The sequence below is a fragment of the Methylobacterium sp. BI1 genome (genome assembly GCF_056680125.1).
In genome coordinates this window covers 1364468-1379687 of the sequence record NZ_CM155267.1, presented here as the reverse complement: position 1 = coordinate 1379687, position 15220 = coordinate 1364468, and the positions used below count along the sequence as shown (strand labels likewise).

Annotated in this window: 15 protein-coding genes; 7 read left to right on the top strand and 8 right to left on the bottom strand. The window is 73.9% G+C overall.

From position 1 onward, the window contains the following. Positions 1 to 85: 85 nt before the first annotated feature. The 4 genes from AC1MGR_RS06670 to tsaD are packed head-to-tail and all read right to left on the bottom strand — an operon-like array spanning position 86 to position 3459. A complete protein-coding gene (locus AC1MGR_RS06670) occupies positions 86 to 550 on the bottom strand; it encodes an opioid growth factor receptor-related protein (RefSeq protein ID WP_480234061.1) in 465 nt (154 codons plus the stop codon). Beyond that, positions 547 to 1536, bottom strand: a complete 990-nt coding sequence (locus AC1MGR_RS06665) for an NAD(P)H-dependent glycerol-3-phosphate dehydrogenase (protein ID WP_480234060.1) — start codon at positions 1534 to 1536, stop codon at positions 547 to 549. Before AC1MGR_RS06665 ends, AC1MGR_RS06670 begins: the two co-directional genes overlap by 4 nt. Then, positions 1533 to 2423, bottom strand: coding sequence for a GNAT family N-acetyltransferase (locus tag AC1MGR_RS06660; RefSeq protein WP_480234059.1), 891 nt, complete (start codon positions 2421 to 2423; stop codon positions 1533 to 1535). The genes AC1MGR_RS06665 and AC1MGR_RS06660 overlap by 4 nt, the downstream gene beginning before the upstream one ends. Continuing rightward, complete coding sequence (tsaD, locus tag AC1MGR_RS06655; protein ID WP_108037989.1) at positions 2416 to 3459, bottom strand: tRNA (adenosine(37)-N6)-threonylcarbamoyltransferase complex transferase subunit TsaD; 1044 nt, start codon at positions 3457 to 3459, stop codon at positions 2416 to 2418. Before tsaD ends, AC1MGR_RS06660 begins: the two co-directional genes overlap by 8 nt. 161 nt (positions 3460 to 3620) lie before the next feature. Here tsaD and AC1MGR_RS06650 point away from each other — a divergent pair, with 161 nt between their 5' ends. From AC1MGR_RS06650 to AC1MGR_RS06635, 4 genes are all read left to right on the top strand, one after another. Continuing rightward, on the top strand, positions 3621 to 4346 hold the full coding sequence (locus AC1MGR_RS06650) for a uroporphyrinogen-III synthase (protein ID WP_480234058.1): 726 nt from the start codon (positions 3621 to 3623) through the stop codon (positions 4344 to 4346). Positions 4347 to 4475: 129 nt separating this feature from the next. Then, on the top strand, positions 4476 to 6827 hold the full coding sequence (locus AC1MGR_RS06645; RefSeq protein ID WP_480234057.1) for a hypothetical protein: 2352 nt from the start codon (positions 4476 to 4478) through the stop codon (positions 6825 to 6827). 135 nt (positions 6828 to 6962) lie between these two features. Continuing rightward, positions 6963 to 8633, top strand: a complete 1671-nt coding sequence (locus AC1MGR_RS06640; RefSeq protein ID WP_480234056.1) for a heme biosynthesis HemY N-terminal domain-containing protein — start codon at positions 6963 to 6965, stop codon at positions 8631 to 8633. A gap of 166 nt (positions 8634 to 8799) precedes the next feature. After that, entirely contained in the window at positions 8800 to 9924 is a 1125-nt protein-coding gene (locus AC1MGR_RS06635) for a hypothetical protein (RefSeq protein ID WP_480234055.1), read from the top strand. 40 nt (positions 9925 to 9964) lie between these two features. Here AC1MGR_RS06635 and AC1MGR_RS06630 read toward each other — a convergent pair whose 3' ends face one another. The 3 genes from AC1MGR_RS06630 to AC1MGR_RS06620 form a co-directional block, all read right to left on the bottom strand. Then, a complete protein-coding gene (locus AC1MGR_RS06630) occupies positions 9965 to 10306 on the bottom strand; it encodes a DUF1491 family protein (protein ID WP_108037999.1) in 342 nt (113 codons plus the stop codon). 44 nt (positions 10307 to 10350) lie between these two features. Next, complete coding sequence (locus AC1MGR_RS06625; protein WP_480234054.1) at positions 10351 to 11049, bottom strand: peptidoglycan-binding domain-containing protein; 699 nt, start codon at positions 11047 to 11049, stop codon at positions 10351 to 10353. Positions 11050 to 11138: 89 nt separating this feature from the next. Continuing rightward, on the bottom strand, positions 11139 to 13079 hold the full coding sequence (locus tag AC1MGR_RS06620; RefSeq protein ID WP_480234053.1) for a sensor histidine kinase: 1941 nt from the start codon (positions 13077 to 13079) through the stop codon (positions 11139 to 11141). 321 nt (positions 13080 to 13400) lie between these two features. On the opposite strand from AC1MGR_RS06620, the gene AC1MGR_RS06615 reads away from it, so the two are divergent. From AC1MGR_RS06615 to AC1MGR_RS06605, 3 genes are read left to right on the top strand one after another with little or no spacing between them, the layout of a single operon-like run. Continuing rightward, positions 13401 to 13736 (top strand): hypothetical protein, encoded by a 336-nt coding sequence (locus AC1MGR_RS06615; protein ID WP_480234052.1) that lies wholly within the window; start codon positions 13401 to 13403, stop codon positions 13734 to 13736. Positions 13737 to 13775: 39 nt separating this feature from the next. Beyond that, positions 13776 to 14822, top strand: a complete 1047-nt coding sequence (gene cydB, locus AC1MGR_RS06610) for a cytochrome d ubiquinol oxidase subunit II (protein WP_480234051.1) — start codon at positions 13776 to 13778, stop codon at positions 14820 to 14822. Then, the gene (locus AC1MGR_RS06605) at positions 14819 to 14941 is read left to right on the top strand and encodes a hypothetical protein (protein WP_480234050.1); all 123 of its coding nucleotides are present in this window, start codon (positions 14819 to 14821) and stop codon (positions 14939 to 14941) included. Before cydB ends, AC1MGR_RS06605 begins: the two co-directional genes overlap by 4 nt. Before the next feature lie 52 nt (positions 14942 to 14993). Here AC1MGR_RS06605 and AC1MGR_RS06600 read toward each other — a convergent pair whose 3' ends face one another. After that, on the bottom strand, positions 14994 to 15155 hold the full coding sequence (locus AC1MGR_RS06600) for a hypothetical protein (protein WP_181259709.1): 162 nt from the start codon (positions 15153 to 15155) through the stop codon (positions 14994 to 14996). Positions 15156 to 15220 lie beyond the last annotated feature (65 nt).

Sequence of the window (15220 nt, the reverse complement as noted above, 5' to 3'; positions counted from 1 at the left end):
AGCGTGGCCGTCAGGCCCCGCAAAAGCGCGCTGCACAAGCGTGGCCATCAGGCCGCAGCGAAAGCGCATCGACCGAGCGTGGCCGTCAGGCCCCCCGGAGCGCCGACTTCCAGTAGTTCAGGCTCGTGGTGTTGATCGGGGCGCCGGCCTTCGCGTTCCGGGCGGTGACGAAGGCGTGGAACTCAGCCGCTGCCGCCGACCCGAGGAGATCGGACAGGGCCGAGAGGATGCGGGTGATGCGCAGGTGGTTGTGGTCGTGGGACCGGAGCCAGCCGTCGGTCTCGGCATAGAAGCGGGTCATCCGCCCGAGGGCGGCCCGCAGGCCGGACAGGGCCGCCGGATCGTTGCGGATCGCCTCGGCCTCGGCCCGGCTGAGCACCGGCGCGCCCGGCACGGCGAGGCTCGCCTCGTGCAGGGGGAAGCACCACTGGATGAAGTCGTGCACGCCCTCGATATGGGCGTCGTCGAAGGCGAGGACGTCGGTGAGGCGACGCCCGGCGCCGTCGTCGCCGGTGCCGGCAAGGAAGGCGCGGACGGGGTACTGACTCACTCGGCTTCTCCGCGCAGGGGCCGCGCCAGCAGGGCGGCGATGACGCCGTCGACGCTGGCGCCGCCCGAGACGATGGCGGCCACCGCCTCGGCCACCGGCATCTCGATGCCCCGGGCGCGGGCGAGATCGACCAGGGCGGCGGCCGTGAAGGCACCCTCCGCGAGCTTGCCGCCGGCGGCCGCCTCGGGCGAGGCCCCGGCGCCGAGACGCTCGCCGAAGGCGAAGTTGCGCGATTGCGGCGAGGAGGCGGTGAGCACTAGGTCGCCGAGGCCCGACAGGCCCATCAGGGTTTCCGGCCGGCCGCCATAGGCGCGGGCGAAGCGCATGAGTTCGGCGAAGGCCCGGGCGATCAGGGCGGCCCGGGCGCTGTCGCCGAGGCCGCGCCCGGCGACGATGCCCGACGCGATGGCGAGGACGTTCTTGCCGGCCCCGCCGATCTCGACGCCGCGCACGTCGTCGGTGTGATAGACCCGCAGCGTCGGACCCGAGAGGATGCCGGCCAGGCGCGCGGCCAGCGCGGCATCCGCCGCCGCGAGCGTCACCGCCGTGGGCAGGTTGCGGGCGACGTCCGCGGCGAAGCTCGGGCCGGACAGGACCGCGACGGGGGCCGACGCGCCCAGTTGCCCGGCCGCGACCTCGCTCATGAAGGCATCGGTGCCGCGCTCGATTCCCTTCGCGCAGAGCACGATGGCGGCGTCCGGGGCGAAGGCGGGGGCGAGATCGGCCAGCACCCCGCGCAGGGTCTGGGCCGGCGTCACCATCAGCACCGTCCCGGCCTCGGCGAGGTCGGTGGCTACGGCGGTGACGGCGATGCGGGCATGCAGGGGTACGCCCGGCAGGTAGCGGGCGTTCTCGCGGGTGTCCTGCAGGCGCGCCGCCGCCTCCGGGTCGCGCAGCCACAGGGTGACGTCGTGCCCGGCCGCGGCGGCCGCGTTGGCCAGGGCCGTGCCCCAGGCACCGCCGCCGACGACTCCGATCCGCCTCATGGGGTCGTCCCTCGCGCTGTGAAGTGATCCGCCCGGAGACGATACAGGAGATGCGGCCGCAGCGGATGCCCCGGTGGCAGGGCCGGATGCGCGAAGCCGCCCTCCGGGCGCATGCCGAGGCGCTCCATCACCCGACGGGAGGGCGTGTTCGCCTCGGCCGTGAAGGCGACAACCTCGGGCAGGCCGCAGCGGCCGAACAGGTCGGCCAGCGCGAGGCGGGCGCCCCGCGTGGCGATCCCGCGGCCCCAGGCGTCGCGCGCGAGGCGCCAGCCGATCTCGACGGTCTCGCCCGGCCGCTCGCCCCCCGGGAAGGGCATCGGCCGCAAAAGGCGCGCGCCCCCGATCATCCCGACGAACCCGCCTCCCTCCAGCGCGACGGCCCAGGGCCCGAAGCCGTCCACCGCGAAGCGCCGGGCGCAGCTCTGCGCCTCCGTCCGGCTCGCGGCCGCGTCCTTGGTGGCGGGGAAGTGGCGCATGACCTCCGGGTCGGCGTTGAGGGCGGCGAAGCGCGCCGCGTCGCCCGCCTGCCAGGGCCGCAGCCGGAGATCCCCGTCGCGAAGGCCCTCGGGCGGCAACGCCGCGGCGGCGTCCCGCAGCTTGCCCCGCATCTTGCCCCGCAGGGCCAGCGACCGCCGGTTCAGCGCGAACAGGTCGGCCCGTCCGACCAGGACCGCCTCGCCGAGGTCGGTGGCGGCGCCGAGCTGGTCGAGGGACAGGTTCGCCCAGGCGGGGGCCGGCACGCTCTCGCGCCAGGGTCCACCGCAGGTGTTGTCGAGGAGGATGCGGGCGAAGCAATGGTCGCGGTGCACGGGCCAGTCCGCGCGGGCCGCCTCGGGCAGGCGCCGCTCCACGAGGTCGCGCCAGCGCAGCCGCGCGGCCTCAGGCAACCGCCTTCGGCTCCGCGAAGGGCCAGCGGGCCCGGGCCGGCGCGGTGAGGTCGTCGACGAGGCCGAGGCGCAGGCGCTCGATCCCCGCCCAGGCGATCATGGCGCCGTTGTCGCCGCAGAGGGACAGGGGCGGCGCCACGAAGGCGAGGCCCGCCTCGCCGGCCTGGGTGGTCAGCGCCCGGCGGATCGCGCCGTTGGCCGCGACCCCGCCGGCCGCCACCAGGGCGGTGGGATGCCCGGCGACGCCCGCGAAGTCGCGCATCGCCACCCGCAGGCGGTCGACCACCACGTCGACCACCGCCGCCTGGAAGCTGGCGCAGAGGTCGGCGACATCGACGGAGGAGAGCGGCGCCAGCTTCTCGGCCTCGATCCGCAGAGCGGTCTTCAAGCCGGACAGGGAGAAGTTGGCCTCGCGCCGGCCGAGCATCGGGCGCGGCAGGGCGAAGCGCTCCGGGTCGCCGGTCTCGGCCAGGCGCTCGACCTCGGGGCCGCCCGGGTAACCGAGGCCGAGAAGCTTGGCGACCTTGTCGAAGGCCTCGCCGATGGCGTCGTCGATGGTGGTGCCGAGGCGGACGTAGTCACCGACCCCCTTCACCGCGACGAGCTGGGTGTGTCCGCCGGAGGCGAGGAGCAGCAGGTAGGGGAAGCCGATGCCGTCGGTGAGCCGCGCGGTCAGCGCGTGCGCCTCCAGGTGGTTCACAGCGATCAGGGGCTTGCGCGCCACCAGCGCCAGGGTCTTGGCGGTGACGAGGCCGATGAGGACACCGCCGATCAGGCCGGGGCCGGCCGCCACCGCGATCCCGTCGACCTGGGCCAGTCTCAGGCCGGCGCCGGAGAGCGCCCGGTCGATCAACCGGTCGAGCACCTCCACGTGGGCGCGGGCCGCGATCTCGGGCACGACGCCGCCATAGGCCGCGTGCTCGGCGATCTGGCTCAGCACCTCGTTGGAGAGGATGCGCCCGCGCCCGTTCTCGCCGGGGGCGACCACGGAGGCGGCGGTCTCGTCGCAGGTGGTTTCGATGCCGAGGACGTTCATGGACGGCGGATCATCTCGAAGGGGGCCTCGTCAAAGGCGTGCGGGGTGGCCCGTGGGATGCGCCGCACCCTATCGTCCGCCTCCCCCGGCGGCAACGACGGGTTGCCAGCGCCGGCGGGACCGGCATGGATGGGCGCGGAGTTCGGGGAGCGCGGGGCGGAATGCGGATCTGGGTGGCGCGGCCGGAACCGGGGGCGGCGCGAACGGGCGCGCGCCTCGCCGCCCTGGGACATAGCCCCCTCGTCGCACCGGTCCTGGCCGTCGACGCGACGGGCGTCCGCCTGCCGGAGGAGTCCTTCGCCGGGCTGATCCTCACGAGTGCCAACGCCGCGGCGGCGCTGGCGCCGGAGGATCGCGAGCGCCTCCGTACCATCCCCACCTTTGCGGTGGGGGCACGGACCGCCGCCCTGGCGCGTGAACTGGGCCTCGCCGACGTCCGCGCGGCGGAGGGCGACGCGCGGTCCCTGGCCGGACTGGTCCGGGCCGTCCTTCCGAGGGGCGCGCACCTCGTCCACGCGGCGGGAGCCGAGCGCAAGGCCGAGCCGGCCGCAACCCTGGTCGCGGCCGGGTACCGCCTCACCGTGCGCGAACTCTACGCCGCCCGGGTGCTGGCGCGGCTGCCCGGCGCGGCGGCGGAGGCCCTCGCGGCGGGACGGCTCGACGCGGCGCTGCACTATTCTCGGCGCAGCGCGCAGGCGGCACACGATCTCGCCAACGCGGCCGGGCTCGGCGGAGCCTTCGGGGGCCTGACGCATTACTGCTTGTCGGCCGACGTCGCCGTGCCCCTGGTCACCGCCGGGGTCGCGGTCCATTTCGTGCCCGAACGCCCCGGGGAGGACGCGCTCCTCGCGGGATTGCCGGCCCCCGGGCCAACTGGAATGCGATAAGGGCCTCGCTCCGGCGGCGGCCCTGGTGCTAGGACGAGCGCAAGAAGCTGCGCCGCCAGCCTCGACCCACCGGGCGCCGGATGCGCCGAACGGGCCGGGCGGCGGGAGACGGGAAGGGAGCCTTGAACCGTGAAACCACCCAACAGCGACGCCAACCGCCCGGGCTCTCCCACCGGCAACCGGCCGGCCGAACCCGGCAAGCCCGCCACGCCGGGCGGCTCCGTTCCGCCGACGGTCGAGGGCGCGACCAAGCCGGGCCAGCCCGGCGGCGCGCCGGGTACACCGGGCAAAGGTGAGCCGATCAAGGGTGAGCCGGTCAAGGACGGCACGAAGACGGACGCCGTGAAGACGGAAGCCGCAAAGGCGGCGATCCTCACGCCCGAGGCCGCGAAGTCCGACACCGCGAAGTCCGACACCGCGAAGTCCGACACCGCGAAGTCCGACACCGCGAAGTCCGACACCGCGAAGTCCGACGCCGTGAAGTCCGACGCCGTGAAGTCCGACGCCGTGAAGCCGGATGCTTCCAAGCCGGACCCGACCCGGCCCGATCCGCTGGCCGTCGGCGCCGCGAAGACCGAGACGATCAAGGCCGACGCGCCGAAGCCGGATGCCCTGAAGACCGAGCCGTCGAAGATGGAGCCGTCGAAGACCGACGCACCGAAGGCCGAGCCGTTCAAGGCCGATGCCGGGAAATCCGAGCCGCCCCGCTCCGGCGGGTTCGCAGGCACGCAGCCCGGCGCACGTCCGGGTCAGCCCGTGACCGACGGCCCGATCATCGACCTCAAGGCCAAGCGCATGCCGGATCCCGTGCCGCCGGCGAAGCCTGCCGGTGCTGCCGGTGCTGCCGGTGCTGCCGGTGCTGCCGGTGCTGCCGGTGCTGCCGCGGGGATGGCGGGCAAGCCCGCCGATGGCAAGCCGATCGATAGCAAGCCGGTCGATAGCAAGCCGGTCGACAGCAAGGCGTCCGACAGCAAACTCTCGGATTCCAAGCCCTCCGCGGAGCCCCCGAAGGCGGGCGGTCCGACGACGCCGCGCATCACCCCGGCCGCCACAGCTGCCCCGGCCGCCTCGTCCGGGGCCGGCTTCGGCTCCCTGGTCACCGCCGGCCTGCTCGGCGGCGTGGTGGGTGCGGGCCTCCTGTTCGGCGTCGCGCGCAGCGGCCTGATGGCGCCGGGCGAGGATGCCCGCATCACCGCCCTCGACCAGCGGATCGCCGCCCTCGCCCCGAAGGACGCGGTGGCCGGCCTGGATAAGCGGGTCGCCGCGAACGAGGCCGCGCTCAAAACCGTGCCGGAGGCCGTGTCCACGGCGCGCCAAGCCCTCGAGAAGGCGCAGGGCCTCGAGAAGGCGAACGCGGCCGAGGGCGGCGCGCCGGCTCCGGCCGAGGGTGCACCGGCCGCGGCAGCGGCCCCGGCCGCCGTCCCGTCCGATCTCGTTGCGCGCCTCGACGCCCTGGACCAGCGCGTTTCGGCGCTTCAGGAAGAGCCGGGCCGCGACCAGGGCTCCGATGCCCGGATGGCGGTGGCCCAGTCCGCCGGGCCGCAGCTCGCCGAGTTGCAGCAGCGCCTGAAGGCCATCGAGGGCAAGGTCGAGTCCGCCCCGAAGCCGGCCGCGCAGCCCGACCTCGCGCCGAAGCTCGCCGCCCTGCAGGGGGACGTCGAGGCCAAGACCAAGGCCAATGCCGAGGCTGCCCAGGCGCTGAGCCAGAAGGTGGCCACCCTCCAGCAGTCCCTCGACGCCCGCGTCCAGGCCGCCACCGAGGCGGTCCAGGCCGCGACCCAGGCCAGCGAGAAGGCCGCCGACGCGAACAAGACCCAGGCTGCCGAGACGGCGAAGGCGGTGGAGCGCCAGCTCCAGGCCCAGGCGGACAAGATCGCCGGACTCGACAAGGCCGTCTCCGAGCGCGCCGAGACCGCGACCCTGCAGGCCGCCCTGCGGGTCGTGTCGGCCGATCGGATCGTCACCGCCCTCAACACCGGCGCCCCCTACGCGGATGCCCTCTCGGCCCTGCGCGGGCTGGAGCCGGGCGACCCGGCCCGCCTCACGGCGGTGGCGGCCTTCGCCGACAAGGGCGCGCCGACGGCCCGCTCGCTCGCGGCCGAGTTCCGCCCCATCGCCGAGAAGATCGCGGCGAAGCGCCGGGCCGCCCAGAGCAAGGCCGTGGCCGAGACCGGCGACATCGGCACCAAGCTGATGAGCATGGCCGAGTCGATCGTCCAGGTCCGCCGCGTCGAGACCCCGGCCGCCGGCGGCAGCGCCAACGCCACGGCCCCCGACACCGCCCCGAAGGTGCAGGACGCCCTCGATCGCGGCGCGATCAAGGAGGCGGCCGAGGCCTTCGCGGCGCTGCCCGAGGCGGCCCGGGCCGAGGCGGGCGAATTCGGCACCAAGCTCGCCTCCCGCGCCGCCGCCGGCGACGCCGCCCAGGGCCTGCTCGCCGACGCCTTCAAGGGTCTGCCCGCCACCGGCGCCTCCCGTTGAGCGCGCGGCCGCGCGCCCTGCCCGCCGGCGGGATGCGCGGCCACCCGGATTCCGCGCGGGAGCGCCGAACGCTCCCGCCCCCGACTCTCGGTGTCGCCGGACCGGCCGACGCCACTCCCAGGAGTTTCTGATCTCATGTGGCGCGCCCTCGCCTTCCTGGCCCTTCTCGCGGTTGCCGCCTATGGCGCGACCTGGGTCGCCGATCACCCCGGCACCGTCACCATCGTGTGGAACGGCTACGAGGTGGCCACCAGCCTCGCCATCGGGCTGATCGGCGTCCTGATCGCCGCCATCTTCGTCGGCTTCATCTGGGCCATCGTGCGGGGCTTCATCACCCTGCCGGAGACGCTGGTGCGCGGCTCGCGCGACCGGCGCCGGGCCAAGGGCTTCTCGGCCCTGTCCCGCGGCATGGTCGCGGTCGGGTCGGGCGATCCCCTCGCCGCCCGCCGCCACGCCAACGACGCCGAGCGCCTGCTCGGTGCCGAGCCGCTGACCCTGCTCCTCAAGGCTCAGGCCGCCCAGATTTCCGGCGACCGCGAGGCCGCCGAGCAGGCCTTCCAGCGCATGGTCAACGATCCCGAGACCCGCGTGCTCGGCCTGCGCGGTCTCTTCGTCGAGGCCCGCCGCCGCGAGGACGACGCCTCCGCCCGCGCCTACGCCGCCGAGGCCGCCCGCCTGGCGCCCAGCGTCACCTGGGCCAACGAGGCCGTGCTCGAGGCGCAGTGCGCTGACGGCGACTGGAGCGGCGCCAACGAGACCGTGGAGCGCCGCGCGTCCCTCGGCCTCATCGACAAGTCGACCGCCCGGCGCCAGCGCGCCGTCCTGCTCACCGCCGCCGCGCAGGAGCGCGAGGCGGGCGAGCCGGAGGCCGCCACCGAGCGCGTGCTCAAGGCCGTCAAGCTCGCCCCCGACCTCGTCCCGGCCGCGGTGCTGGCCGCGCGCCTGATGGTGCGCCGGGGCGACCTGCGGAAGGGCGCCAAGATCATCGAGGCCGCCTGGCGCGCCGGACCGCACCCGGACCTCGCCAAGACCTACCTGAACCTGCGCACCGGCGATTCCGTCCGCGACCGAATGGCCCGGGCGGAGACCCTGGCCAAGATCTCGTCCTGGCACCCGGAGGCCCGCCTCGCCATGGCGCAGGCGGCCTACGAGGCTCGCGAGTTCGGCCAGGCCCGCGACGCCCTGGCGCCGCTCCTCTCCGACCGGCCCACGGTCCGCGCCTGCCTGACCATGGCCCGCATCGAGGAGGCCGAGCACGGCGCCGGTTCGGGCCGGACGCGCGAGTGGCTTTCCCGCGCCGCCCACGCCCCGCGCGATCCGCTCTGGATCGCCGACGGCATCGCGTCCGAGACCTGGGCGCCCGTCTCGCCGGTGAGCGGCCGCCTCGACGCCTTCGTCTGGAAGACTCCGACCGAGCTGATCGCCGGTCCCGAGACCCCGCACGACGGGGACGAGACGGCCCCGGAGGGCGCCCTCGCGGCGCCGATGCCGGCCGGCCAGCCGGCGCACACCGCGATGCCGATGCCGACGGCGTCCGCGAAGGCGGATGGCGCGGCCGAGCCCAAGCCCACGACGGTGCTGTTCCCGTCGACCGCCAAGGAGCCAGCCACCGCGAAGGAAACGGCCACCGCCAAGGAGACGGCGCCGGTGGCCGCCGGCATGGCGGCCGCGGCCGCGCACCCGGTCTCGGGCTCCACCCCGTCCGGAAACCCGACGCCGGGTCCGCTCTCGGCCAAGACGCCGACCCCGGTGGTGTTTCCCCCGCCGAAGGCCGGCGGGGACACCCAGCCTCGCCGCGCAGGCTGACCACGGACCCCGACGCCGAGCCCGGTCGCGACCCCGGGGCTCGGCGCCAGCATGGCACAGGCTGGGTGGCACATGCAGGGACGGTCCCGGGCGACCATCCTTAAAGGTCGGTTCACGCAATTCCGCTAATCCTGTCGATCAGCGAGTTCTGCGTAACCAAAGTGCCATGTCCCCATCATTCGACGATGCGCCGGACCTCTCCGGCCTGATCGAATTGTCGCGTCTCGACAACCTCGATCTGAAACCGCTCATCCTTCGGGTGCAGACGGATCTCTTCCTGTCGGCCCCGGTTCGGGACCGAAAGACCGTGTCCGCCTTCGCGTCCCTGGCCGGGGGCCTGATCCCGATCGTCGACGACGAGACCGCAGAGATCGTCGCCCGCAAGCTCGCCGCCTTCCCCGACACGCCGCCCGGCATCCTGGCCGCCCTGGTGGAGCGCGGCGGTGCCGCCCGCGACGCGGTGATCGCGCACGCACCGATCCTCACGCAGCCGATGATCCAGGCCGCCCTCGCCGAGGATGCCGAGCTCGGCCCCGCCATCGCCAGCCGGCACGATCTCAGCCGCGCCACCGTCATGGACCTGATCGGCCGCGAGGAAGCCGCCATCGACCAGGCGCTGGCCGTGAATCCGGCCGTCACCCTCCAGGGCGAGGTGCTGGCCCGCCTCGTCGCCCGGGCCCGTCGGAATCCGGACCTCGCCCGGGCGCTCCTGGCCCGCCACGACCTCGCCCATGCCGACGTGGCGCCGCTGTTCCTGCTGGCCGACGAGACCCGCCGCGAGGCGATCGGCCTGGCAATGATGGCGACGGCTGCCCTGCGGCCGACCCCGCCCGCGCCGCGCGAGGCCGGCGCCGTGCTCACCGGCTTTTCCGCCCGGGGCGACGTGGCCGGGTTCGTAGCCGCCCTCACCGAGATGCTCGCCCTGCCCAAGGGCTTCCTCGCCACCACCCCCGACCCGTCGCTGCGCTACGAGCTGCTCACGGTCGCCCTGCGCGCCACCGGCCTGCACGAGGAGGAGGCGGTCTACATCTACCTCACGCTGAACGAGACCGTGGCCCAGTCGGTCGACCGGGTGTTCAGCCTCGTGAAGCTGTTCCGGACCCTCCCGCGCGTCGCCGCGCGCGACCTCCTGGCCGCGATCCTGGGCTGGACCCCGCCGGAGCGGGCATCGCAGGCGGCCCACCAGCCCTACCATGCCCCCGACGCGCAGCGGCCCCGGGCGCAGGCCTCCGCCAGCGAGCGTCCGCCCCTGCGCACGCCCCTGCCGAGCCGGCAGCGCCAGGCGAACTGATTCCGCGCCGACGCCGGACGCGCTACGCGCGGGCCGTGCCCTACTCGGCGAGGTCGAGGCGGTGGCGCCCGGCGCGATCGTCGATCTCGACGATCCAGAGATCGTCGTCGAAGCGCAGTTCCTTGCCCAGGCGCACCTCCACGTCCGCGGGCGTGGCCTCGCTGAGGAGCGCCACGAAGCGGCGGTCGCCGTCGGACTCGGTGTCCACCAGGGATTGCGGAGCCGGGCCGTAGAGATCGGCGCGGCCGTCGAGGCGATCGACCTTCACGAAGATCGCCCCCGCTTCGGAGGCGCCGCGGCGGCGCTGGACCGCGGCGATACCCTCGATGTCGAGGCGGCGAAGATGGGCGGAGACCCAGAAATCCGAGCGCAGGCGTGGCATGCGCCGGTCTATAGCACGCCGCCCCGCCGGATCAGCCCCGCCGATCAGCCCCGGGCGGCGCCCGCCCGGGTCGCGAGTTCGCGGAAGGTCCGCGTCGAGGGCTCGCCCTTCACCGGCAGCTTGCGGTCCCGCTCGAACTTCTCGATCGCCGCCCGGGTGCTCGCGCCCATCAGGCCGTCGGCCTTCAGCGGCCCGTAGCCGAGCTTGACCAGGGCGCGCTGGGCCTGGGCGATGGAGAGGCCCCCGAGGGTCGCCACCGAGGCGGTGGTCTCCGCCCCCGCCGGCTCGCCGGCCCGGATGATCTCGCCGATGCCGTCCCGCGGGGCCCGGGCCGCCGTTTCGGCCCGGGCCGGCTCCGCCTTCGACGCCTCGGGTTTATTGGACGCTTCCGGCTTGCTCGACGCGTCCACCTTGGCGAGGGCGGCGGAGGCGGGCTTCGGGGCCTCGGCCGCCCGGGCGAGCGCCGGCTTGGCGGGCAGCTTGGGGAAGATCGGCGCGGGATGGCGGCCCATCTGGTAGCCGAGGGCGTTCAGGCAGATCATCGACACCGCGCCGAGAACGACGGCGACCCCGAGAACCTCGCCGGGATGGCGCAGGACGGCGCGGCCCGCGCCCCCCGCCAGGGCCGTGACCCCTGCAAAGCGCCCGGGGGCCGGCCGGCGGCGGGCGGCGGGCCGGGCCTCGCGCCCGCGGGACGGGACGACGATCTCTCGCTGGTCGCGGCGTGCGTGCGGCTCGCGCATTCGATCTCCTCAGGACTGTTCGCAACGGCGTACGGGCCCCGCGCGATGCGGGGCCCGGACCGTCCGGCGCCGGCAGGATCGCGACGCGCTCATCCGGCGCGCCGCAGGGGAACGTAGCTCTCGCGCACGGGCTCGGGGCTCGTCTCGAACAGGCCCATGGGCCGGCGCATCGGCACCGGGCCGTCTTTCACGGCGCCCACGAGGCTGCCGCCCGAGACCGGCGGGCGCAGGCGGGTGCGGATCGGGGCCGACGGGATGGCCCCGGTGCCGACCCGGCAGGCGCGCGGCAGGGTGACGATGATCGTGGTGCCCTCGCCCCGGGTGCTCTCGATGGTGATGGCACCGCCATGCAGGCCGACGAGGCCCTGCACCACGGAGAGGCCGAGGCCGGTGCCCTCGTGGGTGCGCTCGTAGCCGCCGGCGCACTGGTAGAACGGGTTGCCGACGCGGGGCAGGTCGGCCTCGCTGATGCCGATGCCGGTATCGGCGACGATGAGGTCGAGGTGCTTGCCGGAGCCGCGCAGGCCCACCTCCACCCGACCGCCGCGCGGGGTGAACTTCACCGCGTTCGACAGGAGGTTGATGACCATCTGGCGGCAGGCGCGCATGTCGGCGGTGATTTCCACCGGCGTGACGCTCGCATCGCGCACCAGGGCGATGCCGGCCTGGTCGAACTTGAGCTGCATCAGGTTGCAGCAGGTCTGGATCAGCGCCGAGAGGTCGAAGGGCTCCGGGGCATAGTCGAAATGGCCGCTCTGGATCCGCGACATGTCGAGGAGCGTGTTGACGACTTCGAGCAGGTGCTGGCCGGAATTGCGGATGATGCCGGCATATTCCCGGGTGCGCTCCGGATCGGTCGCCATGCCGCCCTCCCCCGAGAGGACCTCGGAGAAGCCGATGATGGCGTTGAGCGGCGTGCGCAGCTCGTGGCTCACGTTGGCGAGGAAGCGGCTCTTCACCTCGTCCGCGCGCTCGGCCTCGGCGCGGGCCTGCTCCAGCTCCTCGGCGTGACGGCGGTGCTCGGTGACGTCGCGGGTCACCGCGACGACGCTGGAATGCAGGCGGCCGGGCGCGGCCGTCTCCGCCGTCTGGCCGTCGATCCGGTGGATGCGCATCTCGGCGAAGATCACCCGGGGCGCCTCCTCGGCCCGCGCCGCGGCGGAGTCGAGGTGCAGGCGGAACTGGACCCGGGCCGGACGGCCATGGGCGGCGACGTCGCTGAGGGCCTGCAGCAGCAGGGGGCGGTCGCCGACATGGACGCGCTCCAGGAGGCCGTGGCCGTGCAAGGAGGCCGGCTCGGCGCCGAGGAAGCGGGTGGCCGAGGCGCTGGCATCAAGGACGCGGCCGTTGTGGTCGTGCCAGGTCACGAGGTCGTCGATGGCCGAGAGCAGCATGCGGTCGCGGCGCTCGTTGTCGCGCAGGCGGGCGAGCCAGCGGCCCTCGTGGCGGAAATGTTCGAGGGCCTGCGCCGCGATGTGGCCGATGGCCGTGATGGCGAAGACCGGCATCGCCAGGGCGCGCGACCACTCGGGCAGCGGGGTGCCGTCGGCCAGCGGCGGCAGCAGGGCCACCGCCAGGGCGCCGAGGGCGGCGATGATGGCGGCCGCCAGGGTGGCGCGCTGCGAACCGGAGACCACGGCCTCCAGGGGGATCGCCACCAGCCAGATCGCGGCGGCGGAATTGGCGCCCCCCGTCATCATGGCGAGGCAGACCACCACCCCGGTCAGGCCCGCCGAGGAGATGGCGTGGGCGAGCCAGAGGATGCCGGTGCGGGACAGGAGGACGGCGGCGAAGACCGGCAGCATCAGGCTGGCGATGGCCAGGGCCTCGACGGCGGTGGGCACCCCGCGCAGCACGAGGTAGGGCGGCAGGCCCAGCATCATCATCAGGCCGGTGGCGAGGCGGGAGACCAGGAAGCGCTCGTGCCGGAAGCGCACGCCGCCATCCTCTTTCACCGACTCATGGACGAGCCCCGCGAGGCGGACATCGATGAGGGAAGCCAGGGCACCGTAGATACGCAATACCGACACGCACAGCGCGGATCAGGCCCGACGGCCATCCCCGACGCCCCTTGGCTCGACGAAAACTCGACTGAGGCGAACTTCGCAGAGCCGACTTAAGCGAGTCTTGCGCTAGACAGTCCGATTGTCTCCGCATGCTTTCCGGGACGTAACCGTGACCGGTCCACCCAATAGACCTTTTCGGGGCACGACACGAAAAAGCCTCGAACGACATCGGGATAAGCTTGTGTTCACCATTCCGGCGCTTTGCGGGCCGCGCGTCAAGCGGTCTTTACCGATCGCGCCCGACGGTGATCGCGCCCCGGCCGGGGCGCGTCCGGGCCGAGACCCATGTCCTTCCTGATCCGTGCCGGTCTGGTGATCGGCGTCCTGTCCTGGCTGGCGCTGCAGCGCCAGGGCGAGCGCGCGCCCGCGCCACCGGCGGTGGCCGAGGCGGTCGCGGCGGCCTGGGACGCGCTGCCCGCGCCCGTGCGCGACGCCGCCCTGCGGGAGGGCGCCGCGGAGATCGGGCGGCGGGCCGGGCAAACCCTCGCGGCGCCGTCCGCTTCGAGGCCGGCCTCCGGCGACACGCTCTCGGACAGCGACAGGAAAGTCCCGTGGCGGGGCGCGCAAACCCGCGCGGATCGCGCTACGCTGGCCCAGCGCGGGGAACGCGCATCCCCGTGAGGGGGTAGATGGTTCGCGACGCGGCGAGGGGTCCAGGGGATGTTCGGCTTCGGGATGGAATACGAGGGCGCCGCCTTCTGGCTGCCCGTGGTCTGGGCGGCCCTCCTGGCGCTCGCGGTGGCGATGTACGTCGTGATCGACGGCTTCGACCTCGGGGTCGGGATCCTGTTCACGGCGGCGCAGAAGGGCAATTGGCGCGACCGGATGATGCTCTCGGTCGCCCCGATCTGGGACGGCAACGAGACCTGGCTGGTGCTCGGCGGCGGCGGCCTGTTCGCGGTCTTCAGCGTCGCCTACGCCATCCTGCTCCCGGCCCTCTACATCCCGATCATCCTGATGCTGATCGCGCTGATCTTCCGCGGCGTCGCCTTCGAATTCCGGTTCAAGGCCGACCGCTCGCAGTTCGTCTGGGACAACGCCTTCCACTACGGCTCGCTGCTGGCGACCTTCGCGCAGGGCATGGTGCTCGGCGCCTTCGTCCAGGGCTTCAAGGTCGAGGGCCGGGGCTTCGCCGGCGGCACCATGGACTGGCTGACCCCCTTCAGCGTGCTTACCGGCATCGGCCTCGTCTGCGGCTACGGCCTCCTCGGGGCGACCTGGTGCGTGATGAAGACCTCGGGCGAGCTCGAGATCTGGGCCCGGCGCAAGAGCCTGCAATTCCTGGCCGCCACCATCGTGTCGATGGCGGTGGTGAGCGCCTGGGTGCCGTTCCTCGGCCTCGACATCCAGTGGCGCTGGATCTCCTGGCCGAACATCCTCTACGTGGCGCCCGTTCCGGTGGTGACGGCGCTGGTCGCCTGGGGCATTTTCCAGGGCATCCGCAGCGGCCGCCACGTGGCGCCCTTCCTCCTCACCATCGCGCTGTTCCTGCTCGGCTTCCTCGGCCTCGCGATCAGCCTGTTCCCCTACATCGTGCCGCCGCACTACACGATCTGGCAGGCGGCCAACGCGGTCAGCGCCCTGCAATTCGCCCTCGTCGGCTATTCCGTGGTGATGCCCCTGACCCTGGCCTATACCGCCTACGCCTACTGGGTCTTCCGCGGGAAGGTGGCGGAGGACATCCAATCCGGGGGCTACGGGCATTGAGCGCGGGCCCGTCCGGGGCGAAGGGCCGCCGGCTGCTCTGGTTCGTCGCCTTCTACGCGGCCAGCCTCGTGACCTTCACGGCGCTGGTCTACTTCCTGCGCGCCATCGTGAAAGGGTAGCGCCGCTCGCGATCGCGCCCACGCCGTCCGGCGGAGCCCTGCCCGCGTCCCGCTAGCAGGGCACGTAGACGGGGCCGCCGTAGCAGGACCGCGAACGGCTGGGATCGAGGGACGTCGCATTGTCCCGGCCCGGGTTCGATCCACCCGACTGGGTCGCGGCGCAACCCGCGGCGAGGCAGGCGACGATCAGGGTCGCGATGAGGGTCCGGCGCATCCTGTGCTCCTCGGTTCGGGTCGCGTATCGCGCCAAAATGGGCGACGCATCGGCCGCGGGCAGCG

Bases quoted from the DNA above. Each gene is read 5' to 3' on its own strand.
- AC1MGR_RS06665 (WP_480234060.1), bottom strand. From the start codon at position 1,536: ATGAGGCGGATCGGAGTCGTCGGCGGCGGTGCCTGGGGCACGGCCCTG.
- AC1MGR_RS06600 (WP_181259709.1), bottom strand. From the start codon at position 15,155: ATGCGCCGGACCCTCATCGCGACCCTGATCGTCGCCTGCCTCGCCGCG.
- cydB (WP_480234051.1), top strand. From the start codon at position 13,776: ATGTTCGGCTTCGGGATGGAATACGAGGGCGCCGCCTTCTGGCTGCCC.
- AC1MGR_RS06630 (WP_108037999.1), bottom strand. From the start codon at position 10,306: ATGCCACGCCTGCGCTCGGATTTCTGGGTCTCCGCCCATCTTCGCCGC.
- AC1MGR_RS06650 (WP_480234058.1), top strand. From the start codon at position 3,621: ATGCGGATCTGGGTGGCGCGGCCGGAACCGGGGGCGGCGCGAACGGGC.
- AC1MGR_RS06615 (WP_480234052.1), top strand. From the start codon at position 13,401: ATGTCCTTCCTGATCCGTGCCGGTCTGGTGATCGGCGTCCTGTCCTGG.
- AC1MGR_RS06640 (WP_480234056.1), top strand. From the start codon at position 6,963: ATGTGGCGCGCCCTCGCCTTCCTGGCCCTTCTCGCGGTTGCCGCCTAT.
- AC1MGR_RS06635 (WP_480234055.1), top strand. From the start codon at position 8,800: ATGTCCCCATCATTCGACGATGCGCCGGACCTCTCCGGCCTGATCGAA.
- tsaD (WP_108037989.1), bottom strand. From the start codon at position 3,459: ATGAACGTCCTCGGCATCGAAACCACCTGCGACGAGACCGCCGCCTCC.
- AC1MGR_RS06625 (WP_480234054.1), bottom strand. From the start codon at position 11,049: ATGCGCGAGCCGCACGCACGCCGCGACCAGCGAGAGATCGTCGTCCCG.